This is a genomic window from Rhodospirillaceae bacterium (assembly GCA_002746255.1).
Classification (GTDB): Bacteria; Pseudomonadota; Alphaproteobacteria.
Map to the genome: position 1 here is coordinate 142790 of NVWO01000001.1, position 19318 is coordinate 162107.

Annotated in this window: 18 protein-coding genes; 5 read left to right on the forward strand and 13 right to left on the reverse strand. The window is 55.9% G+C overall.

The features are described 5' to 3' along the window. Positions 1–344: 344 nt before the first annotated feature. The 3 genes from COA65_00710 to COA65_00720 form a co-directional block, all read right to left on the reverse strand. A complete protein-coding gene (locus COA65_00710; GenBank protein ID PCJ61514.1) occupies positions 345–842 on the reverse strand; it encodes a hypothetical protein in 498 nt (165 codons plus the stop codon). Between the two features lie 71 nt (positions 843–913). Then, entirely contained in the window at positions 914–2221 is a 1308-nt protein-coding gene (locus COA65_00715) for an SAM-dependent methyltransferase (GenBank protein ID PCJ61515.1), read from the reverse strand. Positions 2222–2235: 14 nt separating this feature from the next. Continuing rightward, positions 2236–3291, reverse strand: a complete 1056-nt coding sequence (locus COA65_00720; protein PCJ61516.1) for an isocitrate dehydrogenase — start codon at positions 3289–3291, stop codon at positions 2236–2238. Between the two features lie 290 nt (positions 3292–3581). Here COA65_00720 and COA65_00725 point away from each other — a divergent pair, with 290 nt between their 5' ends. Next, positions 3582–3848: a hypothetical protein gene (locus tag COA65_00725; GenBank protein ID PCJ61517.1), complete on the forward strand. Its 267-nt coding sequence runs from the start codon at positions 3582–3584 to the stop codon at positions 3846–3848. A 90-nt stretch (positions 3849–3938) separates the two neighbouring features. Here COA65_00725 and COA65_00730 read toward each other — a convergent pair whose 3' ends face one another. Beyond that, on the reverse strand, positions 3939–5252 hold the full coding sequence (locus COA65_00730) for a hypothetical protein (protein ID PCJ61518.1): 1314 nt from the start codon (positions 5250–5252) through the stop codon (positions 3939–3941). Between the two features lie 236 nt (positions 5253–5488). On the opposite strand from COA65_00730, the gene COA65_00735 reads away from it, so the two are divergent. Then, positions 5489–5845, forward strand: a complete 357-nt coding sequence (locus COA65_00735) for a hypothetical protein (protein PCJ61519.1) — start codon at positions 5489–5491, stop codon at positions 5843–5845. A 3-nt stretch (positions 5846–5848) separates the two neighbouring features. On the opposite strand, the gene COA65_00740 is transcribed toward COA65_00735, so the two are convergent. Together COA65_00740 and COA65_00745 are read right to left on the reverse strand one after the other, a co-directional pair. Then, positions 5849–6454: a hypothetical protein gene (locus tag COA65_00740; protein PCJ61520.1), complete on the reverse strand. Its 606-nt coding sequence runs from the start codon at positions 6452–6454 to the stop codon at positions 5849–5851. A gap of 8 nt (positions 6455–6462) precedes the next feature. Next, positions 6463–7245 (reverse strand): hypothetical protein, encoded by a 783-nt coding sequence (locus COA65_00745; protein ID PCJ61521.1) that lies wholly within the window; start codon positions 7243–7245, stop codon positions 6463–6465. A gap of 137 nt (positions 7246–7382) precedes the next feature. On the opposite strand from COA65_00745, the gene COA65_00750 reads away from it, so the two are divergent. Beyond that, a complete protein-coding gene (locus COA65_00750) occupies positions 7383–8000 on the forward strand; it encodes an SAM-dependent methyltransferase (GenBank protein PCJ61522.1) in 618 nt (205 codons plus the stop codon). After that, a complete protein-coding gene (locus COA65_00755) occupies positions 7976–9286 on the forward strand; it encodes an outer membrane lipoprotein-sorting protein (protein PCJ61523.1) in 1311 nt (436 codons plus the stop codon). The genes COA65_00750 and COA65_00755 overlap by 25 nt, the downstream gene beginning before the upstream one ends. A 39-nt stretch (positions 9287–9325) precedes the next feature. Here COA65_00755 and COA65_00760 read toward each other — a convergent pair whose 3' ends face one another. The 3 genes from COA65_00760 to COA65_00770 form a co-directional block, all read right to left on the reverse strand. After that, on the reverse strand, positions 9326–9787 hold the full coding sequence (locus COA65_00760; protein PCJ61524.1) for a hypothetical protein: 462 nt from the start codon (positions 9785–9787) through the stop codon (positions 9326–9328). Between the two features lie 119 nt (positions 9788–9906). Beyond that, a complete protein-coding gene (locus COA65_00765; GenBank protein ID PCJ61525.1) occupies positions 9907–12177 on the reverse strand; it encodes a hypothetical protein in 2271 nt (756 codons plus the stop codon). 129 nt (positions 12178–12306) lie between these two features. Then, entirely contained in the window at positions 12307–13419 is a 1113-nt protein-coding gene (locus COA65_00770) for a hypothetical protein (protein PCJ61526.1), read from the reverse strand. A 269-nt stretch (positions 13420–13688) separates the two neighbouring features. Here COA65_00770 and COA65_00775 point away from each other — a divergent pair, with 269 nt between their 5' ends. Next, entirely contained in the window at positions 13689–15356 is a 1668-nt protein-coding gene (locus COA65_00775) for a hypothetical protein (GenBank protein ID PCJ61527.1), read from the forward strand. 98 nt (positions 15357–15454) lie between these two features. Here the strand turns inward: COA65_00775 and COA65_00780 are convergent, their stop codons facing one another. From COA65_00780 to COA65_00795, 4 genes are all read right to left on the reverse strand, one after another. After that, positions 15455–15808, reverse strand: coding sequence for an RNA polymerase subunit sigma-54 (locus COA65_00780; GenBank protein ID PCJ61528.1), 354 nt, complete (start codon positions 15806–15808; stop codon positions 15455–15457). 158 nt (positions 15809–15966) lie between these two features. Further along, the gene (locus tag COA65_00785; protein ID PCJ61529.1) at positions 15967–16965 is read right to left on the reverse strand and encodes a hypothetical protein; all 999 of its coding nucleotides are present in this window, start codon (positions 16963–16965) and stop codon (positions 15967–15969) included. Between the two features lie 77 nt (positions 16966–17042). Beyond that, the gene (locus COA65_00790; protein ID PCJ61530.1) at positions 17043–18770 is read right to left on the reverse strand and encodes a hypothetical protein; all 1728 of its coding nucleotides are present in this window, start codon (positions 18768–18770) and stop codon (positions 17043–17045) included. Between the two features lie 85 nt (positions 18771–18855). Beyond that, a complete protein-coding gene (locus tag COA65_00795; protein ID PCJ61531.1) occupies positions 18856–19254 on the reverse strand; it encodes a hypothetical protein in 399 nt (132 codons plus the stop codon). Positions 19255–19318 lie beyond the last annotated feature (64 nt).

Here is a 19318-nt window from a genome sequence, read left to right on the forward strand (position 1 = left end):
AAAGCCGCAAAAAAAGGCAAAGTAATAATGTTGCGTGCCAATAGCTAGCTACCGCTGCGTTATTTCCACAACCAATCTAGGAAACAAATATCACCATAATCTATTGATATAACTGCTTAGTTGGCAATCAAGAGAATCAACCAAGCGTAGCTATTGGGCTGGTTTTCTTCCCTATAGAGACACCAAAACCGCGCCGCCTACCCGCCGACCGTCGCCTTGCCCTTGCCGCTATAGCGGGTCGTGAAACAGCCGATGCCAGACCGAAATCGGCGCGATCAGCCGAGGACCAGGTTGTTCTGGTCCGTGTGTTCAAAAACTTTTCCGTAGATATCGACCGTCGTTGTTTAGAAATAGGACAGCTGGCCATTTCCAACGACGATTTTTTGCCGGAAGGCGGTCGTGGAGGCGTTCTTCTGCATGAAGGGGGACTGGATGATTGTCCAATTGGCATCGTCAGCCGTTGCCGCGACTTCGATGATGGTGCGGCCGTCTGAGTCTTTTTCCCCGGCATATTTGCCACCTGCAAGCACGCAGACCGCGCGGGGAATAACCAAAGAATGCATGACAATGCCCGCATCCTGGTCCCACATCCAATAGCCGGTCTCGTCGTGAAAGACCTCGCCATCCGATTTTCGGCGAACGATTTGACGGTAGTGGACGACCGCAAGGTTTTGCTGTTCGGCATTCGTCACGTCGCCAACGGCCGAATAGGTAATGGTCTCAAAATAGGGATTGGTTTCTGTGCCATCGGGTTCCGGTGCCACATCGACGCCATCCTCCCCCTTCCAGACCCCAATCAGGTTCGTTAGCGGACCAAAGTCTATCGCGTTCTTCTTGCCCATTTGGACCTCGCCGTTTTTTTGAAAGTCACTGAGTAGGGATCACTATGGCAGCCGCAACCGCCGCTGCCCACCTAGCGATACAAATCCGCCCGTGTCGGGGCCATGGCGGACGGGCCCTTGGCTTTCTGTTTGGTGGCGAGGATCTGATAAAGCCGAAGCGCGCCATCGTTAAACCCGAACGCCACGCCAGCAAGATAGGCGATCCACATGCGATATTTTTCCAGCCCGATCTGGGCGATGGCCTTGTCGCTGTTGGCGACCAGGCGCTGGTGCCACAGCCGGCAGGTCTGGGCGTAATGTTCGCGCCAGCCTTCCACATCGTGGATTTCAAAACCCTCGGTTTCCATGGCTTCGAGGGTATGGCCGAGGTGGTCCAGTTCCGAGCCCGGGAAAATATGTTTCAGCAATAGCTTCTTTTCCGGCGGGGTTTTGTGCCCCTTGCGGTGGCCGCGCTTGGCGCGCCGGGTGATGCCGTGGTTCAGGAGAAGCCCCCGGTCGCGAAGCAGGCGGTTCAGCTTGCCGAAATAGGCCGGGTAATTGGCGATGCCGACATGTTCGACCATGCCGATTGAGGAAATCTTGTCATATTCGCCGTCGAGGTTTTCATAATTGCGCAGTTCCACCGTCACCCGGTCTTCCAGACCGAGGCGGCGGATTTTCTCTGCTGTGTAATCGTGCTGGGCCTGGGAAAGTGTGACGCCATGGGCCGTGACGCCGTGATGCGTCGCCGCGTGGCACAGCAACCCGCCCCAGCCGCAGCCGATGTCGAGGAAGCGGTCGCCCGGTTGCAGGCGCAGTTTTCGGCAGATCATTTCCAGCTTGTCGGTCTGGGCCTGTTCCAGCGAATTGCCCCAATCTGTGAAATAGGCGCAGGAATACTGCATCTCCGCATCCAGGAAGAGGGCATAGAAATCATTGCCGATGTCATAGTGAAACTGAATGAAGCCGGTTTCCTCGCCGTGGGTCCGTTGCCGGCCGGTTTCGTCACCGGCATAGGCATGGGCCAGACGGCGGTTGTCTTCGAAGGCAAAGAACAGCGGCAGGGCGTGTTTCAGCAGGAAGCCTTTGCGCAGATGCTGCCACTTGATCTTGATTTTCTTCTCGCGCGCCAGGGTGATGAAGGTGAGCAAATCGCCACCCTCGAAATCGATGCGACCGGTGGCGTAGTGGCGCAGCAGGGTTTCCAGCGTTGGCCGCCGCAGCAGCGAGCCCAGCACGCCCGGTCCGCGAATGGCGATGCAACGGGCCGGGTCGGCGTGGCGGCCAAGGGGCACGATGGAGCCGTCCCATAGCCGTATGGAAAGGCGCGTGTCGAGCTGTTCGGCCAGATGTTCAAAAATATTCCTGGCGGCGCGTAAGTGTGTTTGGTCAGAAAACATGGTGGCTTTAAACCTTACATCCCGCTGTTGTCGGATAGATGACCCGGCAGGCGATCAAGGACAATTTGAGTGAAGGCGTCGGTCGTTAGCGAACCGCCAAGGTCGCGGGTGCATTCGCCGGCCTCGATTGCGCCCAGCAGGGACAGGCGCAACGCGTGGGCAAGGTCATGGCGGTTGACATGGTCCAGCAACATTGCAAAAGCCAGCAGGATCGCGGCCGGGTTGCATAGATTCTTGCCTGCAATGTCGGGCGCAGTACCGCCGGCCGGATCGAACATGGCGATGTCGATCTTTTGATTTTTATCGAAGGAATAATTGCCGCTGGCGCCCGTGCCCAGGCTGCCCACCAGACCGGCGGCCATGTCCGATAGAAAGTCGCCATATTCGTTGAGCACCAGGACCACTTCAAAGTCTTTCGGTTTCATGATGATCTTGGCCAGAAGTGCGTCGAACAATTCCAGCTTATGCGGCACGTCGGAATATTCCTGTGCAATGTCGGCGACCACGGATTCAAACAGGCCGTCGGTGACTTTCTGGATGGTGTGCTTGGACGCGGACGTGACCGTGCAGGGCTTGTTTCCGTTGGTGGCACTTTGTGTGCGCGCAAGTTCAAAGGCAAAACGCGCCGCCTGTTCGCAGGGTTCCCGTTCAACCATGCGAAGGGAAACGGCGGCATTTTTACCAACCAGCTGACCCGGGTCGTCATAGGTTCCGCCCGTCGCGATCCGCACGATGTGCAAATTGATGTTTTCCTTAAAGTTTGAATCAATGCCCTTGATTGAAATTGTCGGCCGATAGATGACGCTGAAATTACAGCGGCGCCGGATCATCTGATTCGGACTGCGGGTGCGCGTGACGGTCGGATATTTGAGCGCCAGGCGGGTTTCTTTCATCGAGGCTTCGGCACGGTCGATGGCGGCATCCCCATCGCGTTCGCGGGTTTCCAGCGACCAGTCGATCTGGTGAAAGTTAAAATCAGTCGGCAAAGCATCGGCGACGCGGTGGATGGATTGGGCCAGTTCCGGCCCAATCCCGTCCCCCAACAGTTCTGTAATTTCGATGGTCTTCATTTCGAGATCTCCGAATGGTGTCGTGAAATTTTATGCGCTGGGTTGTGTGTCCTGCCGGGTGGGCTGAAAAACGCGTGTAAGGGTAACATCCTTCAGAAAATTGCGCCTTCAAAGTAGCTTTTTGGTTAAAATATTGCAGGTTGTCCTGCCGTCGGCTATCCGGCATCCGCATATCATCGTCGGCAGTTTTCTGATAAACCTGATCAAGTTATAAATATTCTCTGGAATTCTTCTTTAGAGGAGCGGGACCGATGTTTCTCCTTTGTATAGTGATCTTTGCCACTCTGGCCATGTTGGCTGGTTATTTTGTTCTTGTCGTCGCTGGAAAGGCAGAAGGGGGCTTGCAGAAATTCGGCAAGGTTCTGGCCATCTGGCTTTTTGTACTGGCAGCCCTGCCGGTGCTTGCCGGTGGGTACATGGTCGTCTCTGGTCATGGGACGGGCATGATGCGTGGGCATATGGGCGGCTGGATGCATGGCCAGCATGGCGATAAGTTGTGCGCGCATCACGGTAAAGGCGTGGTTACGCCTATGGAAGAGGGGCATCCTTCCAAATAAGCTGCCGGGGTTTTTGGCCTTGGCGCATAAAAAACTGGCGGGGCCCGAAAGCCCCGCCAGCGTTCTTTTCGTCACCCAAAACGTTTGGGTTCAGTCGCCGCCCTTCTCAAGACGCGCAACCGAGATGTCGTTCTCTTTAACCCCAAGCGGATTAAAGCGAATGCCTTCGTTCATGTAGAACCCCGTGCAATGCAGGTTCTGCACGTCACAGAAATGGCCAACCATCGAAGACATCACATATTCGCCATCCTCACCCGGGATGTTGCCGAGATGGTAGTCCGAGAACTTCCACCATTCACCCTTGCGGTCATAGGCCTCGACAAACTGGGCACGCGGGAAAGCAACCGGTGCGTACCATTTCATCCGGCTGTAAGGATGATCTTCGTAAGAAATCGCCTCGACGACGTAGGATTCATACGGCGCATAGAGATCCATGCCCGGCATGCCGGTCGAGAAATCCCATGGCGGCGTATTCGCCAGTGCGAAATAAGGGAAATGTTCAAACCGCGTTCCCGACTGGTTCAGCTTCCAGCTACCAAGCGCATTACTATGAATGACCTGGATGATCTGCTGACGCTTCAACAGTTTGTACGATTTGTACCAGGACGGATGCACGTTGATGTTTTCCGCATCGCTGTTCAGCCAGTCGGAACCACCAATCGGGTCCATCCACGCACCACCAGAAAGACGACGGACACGACGCGCCGAGCGAATGTACGCATAGGTGTCATCGTATTTGCCGTTCTGGTCGTAACGGACGAAGTAAACGCCCGTTCCCTTCACGTCTTTCGGAAAGCGTGAGTTGATGATCGTCTTGTACCGGATGTTGCCACGTGGAATGGCAAGACCGTCAAACCGGCCAGAGCTGTACCAACGAAGCCACTGCCAATGCTGAATACGCTCAACGCCTTTGTTGTTCATCCAGATGAAGGCGAATTTGTTGTAATAAGTGATGTTGCCGCTGGGCTCACCAAGATAAATGTTCCAGATGAACTTCTCCCCGCCATTGGGGTCATCCAGCTTGATGTCCGAGAAAGGCATGCCACCCTTCCACTCTTCAACGCAGTTGCAGTCCTTGCCGTAAACATCCTTCGCAGACGCATCATATTTCAGCACGTCCTTGTTGCGAGCCGTCTCCGCAACCCAGCCCTTGTCAAACCGCATCTCAAGCGGCTTACCAAGCGGATAGGTCATCGAATACGTCTTGATCATGTCCGGCATGCGCTCCGTCAGCATGTCCTTGATCGGGACGCCATTGAACGTGCCGCTTTTCATCAACTTCGTGATGTTTGACGCGTTCAGGACCGTCCCCTCAGGAACTTCCTCCGCAAACGCTGCGCCGCCCACAAAACCAAGCGCAACAACAAATGCGCCAGCCTGTAGAACCTTGCTTAATTTCAACATTCCAAATCCTCTCAAAAAGCCCTTGGTGGGGGTATACGAGTCGCGGCAATCGACCGGCAGCGATGGGCAAAGCCTGGCCCGGCTAGAAACAGGAAGACCGGAAGAGATGCCTGAACCATAATCTGGGCGCAATTATCCGGTTATGCGAATAACAACGGGTCACAACTCGGTGAAGAAGCCGGGGGTGTGTGCGTGCCGGGAAAAGGTGCCATTTTACCGCGATTAAGGAGGCAAACATGTCGGGTATGAAGTTTTTTTGCAAAGGCGAAGGCACATGGCAGGCATGGCGAGGCCTGAAGGGAACCCGCATCCGCCGTCTGGTGGGGACGCGGGAAAGCGAGACCATCGGGGCCGGGGTACTGACGATGGAAAAACAGACCATTGTCTCGTCGAATGATTTCGACGAAGTGATCGTTGTGCTGGACGGGCAGTATCGGTCCCGTTCGGAGGGTGTGGAATATGAGGCAAATCCGGGGGACGTCTTTTGGGTGCCTGCCGGCACAGAATTCGAGTTGGAAACGGAAACGACGGCAACGATTTTTTACGCGCGCTATCCGATGGACCCGAAAATCGGGGGCGAGGACGAGGCCTGAAATTCAGGCTGATTTTCTCTGTCTTTTGTTTTTCTGAATTTCGGGCGCGACCGGAAAGCCAAGATCGAGTTGCACCGGCACCTCGACGACGCGAAGGCGGCCCCGGCGTGGCCCGCAATAGCGGCAACAGCAATCCTGGGGGCGTCGGCGCGGCTTGCGGACATAATGGTATTCCTGGCCGCATGCCATGCAGGCCCAGGTGACGCGGGCGTGCAGTTTTGGCGAAAGATAGGCAAGGTCGTGATTGACCAGCGGTTCTTCGCCCAAAAGTTCCATCACCTGTTTCCACCGTTTGCCGTGCCGGCAATTTTGGCGGTGGGCGAGGTCGGCAAGAATATGGGCGCATTCGTGCAGCAGGGTCGCGTTCCGGTCCGCTTCGCGACCGGGTTCAAGCAGGGCAAGATTCAAGGTGATTTTTCGAAGGGCGGTGTTGGCGGACCCTGCCTGCACCTTTGACCTCGGGCTTGTTGCAACCGTGGCGGCCAGGCAGGCCACATAGGCCTTGCCTAAAGGAAGGGCCTGGGCAAGCCGTTCCTTTACGCCCCAACGGGCCGCCATTTCTTCGACGGTGCCAAGTATTTGCGTCTTTTTTTCCCGTGTTTTGCCCATGCCAATCGTTAAAAGAGACTTTCGAGCGCATCGCCGATGCCCTCGGCACCGCCTTCAAGGATGTCGCCAACGCCTTTCAGGCTTTCCTCGGCCGCATCCTGGACCGCTTTGAGGCCGAGACCGGCGGTGGCCACAACGACTTGTTGGGTCACGGCTTCAAGAAGTTTTGCCGCGACGTCGCCTGGCGTCGCGCCGTCTTTTTCCTTGCCGATGTTCTTGAATTCCAGATTGGGCAGGGGCACCTCGGTCGTTCCGCTCTGGAGGCTGGACGCGCGGACACCGATGGTGCCGTTCTGTATCGTCAGTTTTTCAATGATGAGTTTTCGCGCATCTTCCTCGTCCGAGCCGCCTTTGGCCGCTGCGGTGTCCTTGGATGTGCCGCCACCGGTATAGGCGGCGATGTTTTTCTGAAGGGCTTCCAGATTGTTGCCGTTTTCATTCACCTCATAGGTCAGCTGGGGAGCGATCACGCGGATTTCTTTGATGACGATCGGGTTCCCTGTGACCGTGCCGAGGTCAAGCGTGATCGTGACCTCGCCGAGTTCGAAGGCGCTTTCCGTCTCGAACCCATCGGGATTGCCAATAAACACACCGCGCAAGGTGCCTTTGCCGTTTTGTGGTGATATTTCAACCGAGTCCACCCGCACGCGGGCTTTTAAAATCTCCGAACCATATTTTTCGATGCCGCTTTCGACGATGGAATCGATCGACCCACCGATGTAAATGACGACAATGGTTAAAATGGCCAATGTAGCGAAAACGCCGCCCGCGATTTTCAATCCCCGTCCCATGGAAGCCCCCTCTATTAAATGTGTGGGGCCATGATAGCGGATGGGCGCGTGCGTGCCAGTCCGGAAACGGGTTTAGGCTTCCAAGGAGGGGGCGCTTTTCGTTAGGCTTGGGTACGGGTGCAAGAAGGGGGCGGATCATGGGCTTTTATGCGAAATACATTCTGCCGTGGGGCATTCATTTTGCCTGCGGGGTGAAGCCCATTCGCTATCAGCGGAAGAAGGTTGTGCCGCTGGCCCATGGGCGCGTGCTTGAAATCGGGATCGGCAGCGGCCTGAACCTGCCGTTTTACGACCCACGGAAGGTTGCGCGGGTCATCGGGCTTGATCCCTCTGCCGAAATGCGCCGCATCGCCGAGAAAGCTGCGCGTGCGATGCCTTTCCCGGTTGAGTTCATCGGTCTTTCCGGGGAAGACATTCCCCTGGAAAACGCAAGCGTCGATACGGTTGTCATGACCTATACGCTGTGCACGATCCCCGATCCGGTCAAAGCGTTGCGGGAAATGCGGCGCGTTCTGAAGCCCGGCGGTGCCCTGGTCTTTAGCGAGCATGGCCTGGCGCCCGATGAAAATGTGCGGCGCACACAAGCCCGTGTTGAGCCCTATTGGAAACGGCTTGCCGGGGGGTGCCACCTGACCCGGAAAATTCCGGAACTGATTGCCGAGGGCGGGTTCCATATGACGCATCTGGACCGCATGTACATTCCCGGGTGGAAGCCGGTCAGCTTCAATTATTGGGGAACGGCGGCGGGCGCATGAACCGGATGGTGGCAGCGATCAGCCTGCTGGCGGTTCTTTCCTGGCCAGCGGCGGCCGCAGACCTGGCGGCGGGCATGGTTTTAGATGCGGCCAATCTGGAAAAACATCTTGAAGACCGCTTCGAGGGGACGGCTATTTCGAGCCTTCTGCCCGAACGTTTCCAATGGCAGATCCGCGAGAAAGGCCTTCGTATCAAGCTCGCCCATAGCAAAGCCCATCCCAGAGACGTGCGATTGATGGCGGCGACGGCGCGCGCGCGCGGGCGTCTTGCCATCGACCCGGAAAGTGGCCTGGTTTTCGGCTGGCAGGCGGGTGTGCCGTTCCCAGATGTGGAACGCGGCGATGCCAAGGCCGCCTGGAAGGTGATGTGGAACCTGACCTATGGACGGCCACGCGGCGATTCCCAGTTTTTTCCGATGGTGGCGACGGCGCGCATTCATGGCGAACGGGGATTTGAGACGCTAAGCCGGCAAAAGATTTTCCGGGTCTTCCTGAAAGGACGCCTGACCGGTAAAGATGCGCCGGTGTTGGGGAGCGGGCGACTTTTTGAGAAAAGCCTCATCCTTGCCAATGGGCCGGATGATGTTCCTGGGACCGGCGCGCCCGGCAGCGGGGCCGTTCTTATCCGTTACGACACGGGTGAGGATGAATTCCTCACCACCTATTCCCATGAGGCAAAAAAAGTCGTCCGCTGGAAGGGCGGCTACTGGATGGATCAGCTCGGCATGACGGATTTTGTCGGCGATGACGTGTTTTTGTTCAATGCCTACCCAACCTGGTATGCGAATTTTAAAATTCTTGCGAAGAAAAAAGTTCTGGTTGTTGCGAACAGCGTGCATCCCTTCTGGAACCCGGACGGGAAGACGGCTCGCGAAAAGTTTCCCGGCACCGATCTTGAAAATCCGCCTCACTGGAACCCGGTCGATGAATGGGAACCGCGCGAGGTCTTTGTCATTGAAGCGACGCCGCCGGCGCTTCACCCGTATGGGCGAAAAATCCTCTACATCGACGCGAAAAGCTGGATTCCCTATCTCGGCGAGTTCTATGCCCGAAGTGGGACGTTCTGGAAGGCAAGCGTGTTGGGGTATCGCGCCTTTCCTGTGAAGGGTGACCCGGAACGGGCCATTGTCTGGCCGACATGGCAGACGATCATCGATTTTCGGCGCAATCACGCGACGGTCTTTATCACCGACAATCGGTTGCGCTTCAACCTTGCGATTGACCCGGCGAAGCTGAACCTTGATTCAATCAAGGACCGCTGTGCGTCCTGCCTGCCTGTTGAGTAGAGGCTTTTCTTATTCCGCCGTCTTTTGTTCCGGCCCCGACTAATTTTTCAGGCTTGGGAACCAGATACGCATCTCGCTGTCATCGAAGAGAAGCTGTTGACGGTCCACCTTCCAGACGCCGTCTTCTTTGACAAGGTGGTAAAGCTCATGCTCGATGCTGCTGTCCTTGTTGAAGATGTCCCGGGCGTTCAGAATGTTCGGAACGATGGCTTTGTCCCCTTTGATTTTTGCAGGGTAAAGGGTGAATTTGATGACCTTGACGCTGGCGCTGGAATAAAGCTCGCGGGTGGTGTCGGCCCATTCCTGCCTGGTTTTGCCGTCTATAAAATCCTTTGAGATGTAATCGAAGGCCTCTTCAAAGAGATAATCCTGCAACGCCGTGAGATGTTTCTCGACGGTCGCCTTCGGTCCCAACGGTTCGGCCTGGGCTGTTGATATTTCGAGCAAGCCTCCAAGCATAAGGGCGAGTGTAACGATCATGACGCGTGCGATACGGTTCATGGCCTTTCCTTCCTCTGGAAATGTGGACTTTCACTGAAATTCTAGGCCAATTGGCAGGGGCCTGAAAAGCCCATCTTGATGCATGCACGGCCTGGTTCCAGGACGGGTCCGGTCGTGGCTTAGGCGCTTTTCCGTCGTTTCTCTGGCAGGGCCACGACGTTTTCGCCTTTGATGGCCCGCTCCTTCGGCAGCGTTATCGTCACGGTCGTGCCGTTGCCAAGGCGGCTTTGAATGTCGATCGTTCCGCCAAGCATCCCGATGAACTTTTTGACAAGGTGCAGGCCAAGTCCTGTTCCCTCATGGTTGCGGTCGAGCGCCCCATCCGCCTGATAGAACGCTTCTGTCAGATGGGGGATTGCTTCTTCCGGAATGCCGATTCCGGTGTCGATGATGCGAATGACCGGCGCACCGTTCGCGTCCAGTTTTGCCTCGGCGGTAATCGTTCCGCCGGGCTCCGTAAATTTAACGGCATTGCCCAGCAGGTTGATGAGAATTTGCCGGAAAACGCGCATATCGATCATCAGTTCCGGGAAGTCCGGTGCAATGACTTTTTCGATGGTCAGTTTGTCTGATTCCTCACGGCGACCGACGATCTTCAGAGAACTGTTCAGGATCGGGAGAAGCGAGCATGCCTGCTCGCGAAGCTCGAATTGGTTTGATTCAATTTTTGAGACATCCAGGATGTCGTTGATCAGGTCCAACAGATGTTCGCCGCTGCGGTAAATGTCGTCGGAATATTCCTTGTACTGGGAAACCTCGTGGGGGCCGAACATCTCGTTCTTGAGAATTTCTGAAAATCCGATGATGGCGTTTAATGGCGTGCGCAATTCGTGGCTCATATTCGCCAGGAATTCGGATTTTGCGCGGTTGGCGGAAAGGGCTTCCTCCATCGCCTGTTGCTGAGCCTCTTGTGTTTTCTTGCGTTCGCTAATGTCCCGGAAGGTGTAGACGTAAACTGCACGGGTTTCGCACGGACGTCCGAAAAGTGATGAATTGACTCTCAGGTTTGATTTGCTAACGACGACTTCGACTTCGACCTGGGTGTCATCCTTGCGGCGAAGGGTCAGTTCGTAAGGTCCGGAGAGATGGTCGATGCTTAAAATCGCTCCCTGGAGATTTGTTTTTCCGCCCGTGATATCGATCGCTTTCAGCTCTGGAATGACCGAATAAATCTGTTGCTTCTGCATCGCATCGGCTTTGCAGCCGATCAACTTTGCCGCACAGGAATTGAGCATCTCGATGCGTCCTTCCTTATCGACAATCACGATGCCGTCAAAACTGTCTTCGACGACGCATTTCATCATGGCGTTGCGTTGCAGGATCGTCATGCGTTGTTCGAAAAGACGGAATGCCTGCTTGTCGAATTCCCGGAAGAAACTCACGAGGTAGGAAGCTATCGTTCCCAAAATGAGCGGCGTCGTGTCCAGGCTAAAGGGAAAATTTCCCTGTACGATTAGGGAAATCAGGAAGATCCCGCAACTTGACCCGACGACAACACCCAACCCTTGGCGCCAGGACCACTTCGCCAGTTTCGGGCCCAGCAGGAGCACCAGCAGCAAGGTCAGGCCAAGGGCAAGCAGCGGTGTGCTGTGGTAAAGGGCCCGGCCCTGGACAATCGATTCGAAGGCGATCGCCTGAACGATGGGACCCGGCAGGGTCCGGTAAACCGGGGTCGGGATGAGGTCACCCAGTTGGATGGAGGTCGTGCCGATAATGATTTTCTTGCCGGCGACGGCTTTCGGGTCGAAATTTCCTTTGAGCACATCGGCAAAGTGAAGACGGGGCAAGGTCGCCGGCCGGATGCCGTAATCCAGGTAGTACAGGCCGGTGGGCGATAGCGCTGCGCCTGCCAGAAGTGCCGGCATGGTTGCGAGGAACGAATCGTTCCACGGCTCGACGCTCGAATGGGTACGAACACGGCTATCGGAATCGGGGAACATGTTTACGGAGCCCAATCGGGCATGCCGCCGAAAGATTTCAAGCGGCATCGTTTGAAGAAGGTCGGCTTCTAAAATGCCTTGTGAGGCGGGCTGTTCGAAGACCGGCAGGATGACGCGATCCTTTGCCCGTTCCAGGGCGGCTGCAAGCGCCTTATCCCCCGCCGGGTCTGCGCTGGAGCTTAAATCGATATCGAGGGCGATTGTGCTTGCGCCGGCTTTGAACAGGCGATCAATGACCGTGGCATAATAGCTTCGCGGCCATGGCCAGGTGTCGAGCGTAGCCAGACTTTTGGCATCGATTTCGACGACGATGAGCTCGCCGCTCGCTTCTTTGGGGAGCATGCGAAACCGAAGGTCCATGAGGGCATTTTCAACCGGCGCGAGGGCGCCTATGAGATAGACGAGGGCCACCAGGGCAAAGACCAGAAGATGTGGCAGGCGTCGTTTCATCTGTGTTCTCACTTTTGCAAGTGCGTACGCATGGATGTCAGGAAAAAAATCCGGAGGGGGTTTGGCGATGAAGGCCCCCTCCGGCTCTTAAGGGAAGATGGGTTGCCTGACGAGGCAACAGCGTAAAGTTTATCCTTTGCCATTTCCGTTTCCGTTTCCACCACCAGCGTTTCCACCACCGGCATTTCCACCACCGGCATTTCCACCACCGGCATTTCCACCACCAGCGTTTCCACCACTGGGATTGCCGCCGCCGGGATTGCCACCGCCGGGATTGCCGCCGCCGGCATTGTTATTGCTGAGGCCGTTCTTGCCACTATTGACGTTGTTGCCTTTCCCTTTGCTGCCTTTGCTGGAGCGGCTATTTCCGGAGCCGCCCTTCGGGTTCCAATTGGCAACGAGTCCCGCGGTTACGAAAGCAGCGTCAATCCGTTTGGCCCCGAGCGTCGATTTAATTCGATGAATTTTGCCTTTGCCTTTTCCAACGGTAATCTGGCCACGGCCTTTTGAATCGACAGTCGCCCTTTGGCCGGGACGAATGATCGTGATATTGCCGCCTTTCAACGAGGCGACCTGTACGGCCCCTTCGTGCACGTCGACGGAACTACCCAGCGCGTCGACATTTACCGTAAAGATGGTGCCTTTGATGACGGCTGCGAGATAAGGGGTGCCGACGGAAAAACGCCGTTCCGGCCGCCGATCCATGTCGAACAGCACCTTGCCAAGGGATTGGAAAATGCTGTCGCTTCCCTTCGTCGGAATTTCGATTTCACTGTTCGACGAAACGGTGATCACGTCCTTGCCCTGTTTCAGGACAAACCGGCCATTGGCGCCGGTTTTCACCTGCATGCCGGGGGCGATGCGGGTTGTTGTTTTCGCCAGCGGTTTCCAGGTCGCGCCGGTGGCGATTCGAACCCGGACATCGCCGATGTAATTTGTGATCGACCAGGCTTTTGGCTGCGACGCGTTCGGATCACGGCGCGCATTCAGGGAGGCGAGCGTGATCTGCCCGGCCTTCTCGAGAGCCGCGTTCGCGGAGGATTTGAGATGTCCTTGCCAATTGCTTCCTGCCAAGCCGGCGATATTCTCCGCCTGGGTGGTGGGGGCGCCTTCACGATTTTCGGTGTTTTGATCGCCAGCGGCAGCAATTCCCGACATGGCACCAAAACCGGCAAATACGAAGGCCGCCAAGAAGGCGAAGCGCGCGAATTTTTTGCCTGAATTTTGTCCCGGATTTTGCATCGTCCTATTCCTCTAAACTTCCATCTCTTTTACACTGGCTCCAATAACCGTCGAATTAAGAGAAAGTTTCAATAGGTTTCGTTTCGGATTTATTTGTGTTTTTTCGCTAATTTATTTAAAAATGTTTCTATTAATGTTTTTTTAATTCTAGTTAATATCTAGTGACTGGAATTCATTGAAAAGTCTGCAAGGAGCGAACGCGTGTTAACCAAGCCGGGAAAAATGGGCGATGTTTCGTTAACAGAGAAAAATCATTTTTTTCTCGCTGCCTGATCGCTTTTTGCATTTTGGCAGTGCTGATTGCGCCTGTCGGGGCGCTGGCACAGCAGAGCCGGCCTTCCTCCGAGGTGGGCCAGATCGAAAAACGGCTGGTTCTGCCCAAACGGCTGCCGACTGAAATCGATGCGATCGAAACGCCGGAGATCGTGGTGGCACCTGCGCCTGCGGAGGGGGTGGACACCTTTGTTCTTGAAAAAATTGAAGTTACAGGCGCAACCGTGTTTGAGCCCTCGGAATTTGCGGAACTGTACGCGGACAGCCTGGCGCGCGCGATTTCGCTTGGCGATGTCGAAGCCCTTCTTGCGGCGATTACGGAAAAATATCACAAGGCGGGCTATGTGCTTTCCCGGGCGGTGGCCCCTCCCCAAAGTCTGGATGAAGGTGTCCTGCGCGTCCGTATTATCGAAGGCTATGTCGAGCGCGTTGTCTTTGATGGAGACGCGCCGGGCGGCGAGGCCTTGCTTGCGCGCCATGCGGCGAACCTGACAGACGTTCGCCCCACGACCCTTTCGGCGCTTGAACGTACAATCCTTCTTCTGAACGATCTGCCGGGGTTGTGGATGCGTTCCGCCTTACGCCCGCTGGATGAGGAAGCGGGAACCTACGAACTCCACCTAACCCTTCACCACAACCCGGTGGAGGGCTATGCCGGTCTTGACAATCGAGGCACGCCAGATGTCGGGCGATTGCAGGGCTACGTCACCGTGGATCTCAACTCGATTTTTGGTTTGCTCGAACGGACGCAGCTTACCTTTTATACGATTCCGGATACGCCGGAGGAGCTTCTTTATTTCGCGATCCGCCATGAACAGTCGATTGGTTCCCAAGGGACGAAGGTCATTCTTTCGGGGTCGCAAAGTTTTGTTGATTCTGGTGCCGATCTTGAAATCTTTGGCCTGGAAAGCACCGGCACGCGCCTAAGCATCGAAGTGCAGCATCCCTTGATCCGTTCGCGGGCGGAAAGCCTCTATATTCATGGGCGGTTTGACTATCTGAACGCTGACGAGGAACAGCTGGGCGTTGAGACCTTTGACGATCATCTTCGGGTGCTTCGACTTGGCGGGCGCTATTACTTTGGCGACACGCTTCTCGGGAGCGAACACGGGGGCACGAACCAAATCGGTCTGGAGTTTAGCCAGGGGCTTAAAATCTTTGACGAATCGAAAGAAGGCGCGCTTAATCTTTCGCGGTTTCGCGGACGCAGTGATTTTACGAAGATAACGGCGGACATGTACCGTTATCAAAAAATCACGAACAGATGGGGCTTGAGCCTCTTCGTCGCTGGCCAGAAATCCGCCCATGCCCTTCTCTCAGCCGAAGAATTCCGCCTCGGCGGCACCCGTTTTGGCCGCGCCTATGATCCATCCGAATTGACCGGGGTTGATGGCGTGGGGGGCATCTTGGAGCTTCAATATGGCCGCTCCGTTGCGTGGAATATTGTGAAGAGATATCAGCTCTATGGCTTCTATGACCTTGGGGCGGTTTGGGACAATGATGGGCGCCAGCGTTCGCTGAGTTCGGCTGGGGCCGGGGTCCGGACATGGATTTATGAAACCATGACGGCGAATTTCGAGGTTGCGCTACCGCTGACGCGACGTGTCTTCACCGAGGGCGACAACAGCATGCGGTTTTTCTTCAGCCTTCAGACAAGCTTCTGAGCCATTTTGGCAAGATAGGCCTTCCAAACGAGCAGCGAATTTTGACGCCACCACCTGACGCTTAAGCGCAGGCGGTTTCCGCTAGATTGCGGCGAGGTTCAAGAAGCGGTGTGCGATTTCTGTTTTTTCGGGTTGTTTTTTTGCACATGGTCCTCCAATTGCCGGACCGCTGCGCTGAAGGCGTCCCGGATTGCGACATAAACGTCCTCATGCGCATGATTTTTTGGCCCATTATGATTGACGACAAGTTCCTTGCCGGGAATGGAGATATCGATTCGCACATTGTAGAGCTTGCCCTTTTGATGGTGGCGATGCGGCGCTTCGATGACGACGCGGCAGCTTGTAATGCGATCGGATAAACGTTCGAGCTTTATGGCTTTTTCCCGGACGTTTGTTTCCACCGATTCCGATGGGTCCATGTTTCGAAAGGTAATCTGCAACGGAAGTTCCATGCGTTCTTTCCTCCAAAAAATGTCTTAACGAGACGGGGCCTGTTGTGTTGGGGCAGATTTAGATAATTGTACCACCTTCTATGAGAATACGGGATTGCTAAGGCATGCACCTTATATTTAGCGCGTGGAAACAGAAATAGTAGTGGCATCGACACATTTTAAAACGTCACCGAAAGGCTGATGGCGCCGAACCGGTCCGCCTGGGACTGGCCGTGAAACTCACGCGTGCGGAAGATTTGGCTGAAGGTAATGCGAGCCCTGCGAAAGGTAAGCGCCACCCCGATCTGGAAATCGCCGACCAGGGTTTTCTTGGAAACGTCGTGGCTGTTGGAAAAGCTGTTGCCATCAAGAAAGATGTTGCGCGCGATCAGGCGGGTTTCGGCACCAGCAAAAAGATACCAGCCGAACCCATCCTGGGGCACGAAGAAGCCGGTGCCGGGCAGGGAAGGGCGAATGCGGGGCGGGCCATAATCGCTTGGCAGGTTTTCGCCAAGGCGGATCGCGAAGCCGCTGGCCAAATAGGTAAACACGTTGCCGACGCTTCCCCCAACATGGGGTGTTAGGTCGATGCCCAGGCCGTGGGCGGAAAATTCTTTCAGTTTCCGCCACTTGCGCTCGAAATAGAGGACGACGCCGGGTTCGTTGCCGAGTTGATTGTCCCAGCCATTCGAACGGCTGACGCCGATCAACTCGTGGAAGCTGTTTTGAACGTGCCGTCCCAGGGACGCCGGCCCTACCATGCCGAGGTCAAGTTCGATGCTGTCCAGCCGTTGACCCGTATCGGAGACGAGGGAGAGCGAGGCATAAAGCCAGCCCGCATAGGGGCGATCCCCCGGGATAAGCGATCGGGCGTTCGTGTCTTCGGGTGTAAAGATACTTTGTCCCAGCCCATAGCCGATGCGCAACGTGCCGGATGTGGCAAAAAGGGGCAGGTGTCCGGCGATTTTCCGCGACCATTCCGGAACGTCATTAGCGGGCGAAAGCCAGGAAAGGCGCGTGCCGTGCGTGTAATGCCGGTCCGTGTTTACGAAGCGGTCGTTTTCGATCAGAAGGTTGTAAGTGCCGCGATCTTCCTCGGCGGTGGCGACGGAAGTTGCAAGCAAGAATGCGTAGCAGAGAAGAAAGACACCAGGCCCAATGCGCCGATTTTGCCTCATCCGGTAATTTTAGACCATCCGACTGTCCGGGGGAAATCCCGTGTGGCTTTTCGCTGGCGTAGGGACGGCTTTCGTTTTTACTCCAGCACCCGGACGCTTGCCGGTTCACGAAAGGTCGGGCCAAGCAGTGGATGCGGCCCTGGTTTCAGGCAGAAGCCGACAAGGCTGCCCCGTGGCGGCAGGTCTTCTGTCTGCCAGGCGATCCAGGCGGAGCCGCTATGGCCTTTCCGCTGTTTTTCGTAGCCTTCAATGAGGATGGTTTCTGGTGGCAATTGCTTCAGCTTTTCCCAAAGGTGGACCTCGCGACGAAGCAGGGCTGTGAAATCCTGATGGCGTGGCTGTGGTGGAAAAAAGGTTAGGGGGGGATTGGCGCGCAGGGCAACAAGGGGAGATTCGCTGCCCAGGCGAAGCACGATCGGTATTTCCGCCTTGCCGCATGTCAGGCCCGGCAGGGCTTCGGCCTTCAGCTTTGGAAACAGGAAGGTGCCGGCAAGGGTGAGTGCCAGCAAGATGCCCGCCATGCCGATCAACTGGGCGGAAAGGCCGGGCGTTGCTGCTGGTATCGGGGGCGTTCTTTTTTGATTTCGCATCTGCCACGCGGCGATTGTCGAGAAGCCAAGGCAGACAAGAAACGCATCAAAAGGGATCGTTGCGGCATAGATACGGCTATCGACATCGGCAAGGAAGGGTGCCGATAGAACGGCACCTGCCGTTGCGGCAAGCAGGAAAAGCGCGTGGGGTTTCTGGCGATTGCGAAAAGCAGTCCATAGGCCGGTTAGCCAGAGGAGGATAAAAAATATGGCAAATGGCTTCGGCACGGGCAGGGAATAAGGCACAAAACCGAAAAGAACCTGGGCCATGTGCGGCAAGCCTTTTGCATAGCCGATGACGAAATCGAGGGGGTTTTCAACCATATGTTCGAAGGTAAGCATATAAATTTTCTGGGATACAATGCCTTCACCGCTCTGAAAAATGGCTGGGTAGTCGGTGTAGATCTGTTGCCAGCCTTTGCCGCCCACGGCAAGGCCATAGAGGGTATAGCTGAAATTCGAAAAGGGCATGGTTTCGTTGCTACCGGCATACCAATAAATTGCCTGGTTCAGGAGGATCGCGAGGAGAATGCCGACGAGAAATCCAAGCGCGCAGGTGATGGCCGTTCGGCGCTGGTGTCGAAAGGCAAAGCCGATCGCAAGGAAAAGAAACGGGATCACCAGAAAGGCGCCTGCCCGCGCCATCAGGCCTGTCATCAACAGCAGGCCCGCCGCCGCAAACCAGCCGGCATGCTTTTTTTCAATGGCCATCCAGAGAAAGGCAATTCCAAGAGCACCGAAAAGAAAGCCCGCGTTCTCGGTCATCGTGATTGGTGCATGCTCGTGGGCAAAGGAAAAGAGCAGGGCGAAAACAAGCAGGCCCGCGACGACGCCCATCTGGCGTGTGGCGACGCGGGCCGTAAAAAAGGCCACCGCACCCACAAGCGCGCCTTGTAAAAGAAGGGCAAGCTGCAAATCTCGTCCGCTAAGGGAAAGAAAGCCGGCGAGAAGCGACGTGTAGATCGGGCGGCGTTGGCTCCAGGATGTAAGCTCGCCGCTGTCCAGCAGGGCATTTGCCCCGCGAAAATAGCTCGCGGCATCGTTCCATGGAAGCGACCCGCCGATGAGATTGGGGTGGCTGCGTCCGCTCGCCCATAGGCTGAAGGTCACAGCGAGGACGGCAAGGATGGCCAGCAAAAGGCCAAGGCTGGCGACCGGAAAGGCGGTCACATGGGACGTTGCCGCCGGAGGCTGGGAAAAAAACCGTTGCTGCAAAGGCAACGCCAGAGCCAGCAAAAGCAGGCAAAGGGGTAGCCATATCGGAAGGAGGATCGCGATATCCCGCATCTTGCCGTCCTATTTACGTTTTTGAGCCTTTTTCGGTTTCGAAACCGGCTTCCTGCCAGGCTTTGATACCACCCTTCACATGGGTGATTTTCTCAAAGCCGGCCGCGAGGCAAAGCTCGGCCGCCTGCAGGGAACGCACGCCGGCAGCGCAATGAAGAACCAGTGTTTTTTCTTCATGGCTTGGCAGTTGAAAGGGATTGAAGCTGGAAAGGGGGTGAAGAACGGCGCCGGGAATGCAGGCTTGCGCATGTTCCCCTGCCTCACGGACGTCAACCAGCACTGCTTCGCCTTTTTCAAGCCATGCTTTTATCGTTGCAGCGTCAATTTCCTTGATGCGTTCATCTTTCGTTTGCGGCACGATTTGCCTCCTTTTCGACCCAAGGGTCCGTAGCCCAGTAGCCCCGTAGCATATCGTTGGCGGCGACTTCTGGCTTCTTTATATTCAACCTTGCTAATTTAGGGAATGCTAACAAAAC

Bases quoted from the DNA above. Each gene is read 5' to 3' on its own strand.
- COA65_00710 (PCJ61514.1), bottom strand. From the start codon at position 842: ATGGGCAAGAAGAACGCGATAGACTTTGGTCCGCTAACGAACCTGATT.
- COA65_00715 (PCJ61515.1), bottom strand. From the start codon at position 2,221: ATGTTTTCTGACCAAACACACTTACGCGCCGCCAGGAATATTTTTGAA.
- COA65_00720 (PCJ61516.1), bottom strand. From the start codon at position 3,291: ATGAAGACCATCGAAATTACAGAACTGTTGGGGGACGGGATTGGGCCG.
- COA65_00725 (PCJ61517.1), top strand. From the start codon at position 3,582: ATGTTGGCTGGTTATTTTGTTCTTGTCGTCGCTGGAAAGGCAGAAGGG.
- COA65_00730 (PCJ61518.1), bottom strand. From the start codon at position 5,252: ATGTTGAAATTAAGCAAGGTTCTACAGGCTGGCGCATTTGTTGTTGCG.
- COA65_00735 (PCJ61519.1), top strand. From the start codon at position 5,489: ATGTCGGGTATGAAGTTTTTTTGCAAAGGCGAAGGCACATGGCAGGCA.
- COA65_00740 (PCJ61520.1), bottom strand. From the start codon at position 6,454: ATGGGCAAAACACGGGAAAAAAAGACGCAAATACTTGGCACCGTCGAA.
- COA65_00745 (PCJ61521.1), bottom strand. From the start codon at position 7,245: ATGGGACGGGGATTGAAAATCGCGGGCGGCGTTTTCGCTACATTGGCC.
- COA65_00750 (PCJ61522.1), top strand. From the start codon at position 7,383: ATGGGCTTTTATGCGAAATACATTCTGCCGTGGGGCATTCATTTTGCC.
- COA65_00760 (PCJ61524.1), bottom strand. From the start codon at position 9,787: ATGAACCGTATCGCACGCGTCATGATCGTTACACTCGCCCTTATGCTT.
- COA65_00765 (PCJ61525.1), bottom strand. From the start codon at position 12,177: ATGAAACGACGCCTGCCACATCTTCTGGTCTTTGCCCTGGTGGCCCTC.
- COA65_00770 (PCJ61526.1), bottom strand. From the start codon at position 13,419: ATGCAAAATCCGGGACAAAATTCAGGCAAAAAATTCGCGCGCTTCGCC.
- COA65_00780 (PCJ61528.1), bottom strand. From the start codon at position 15,808: ATGGAACTTCCGTTGCAGATTACCTTTCGAAACATGGACCCATCGGAA.
- COA65_00785 (PCJ61529.1), bottom strand. From the start codon at position 16,965: ATGAGGCAAAATCGGCGCATTGGGCCTGGTGTCTTTCTTCTCTGCTAC.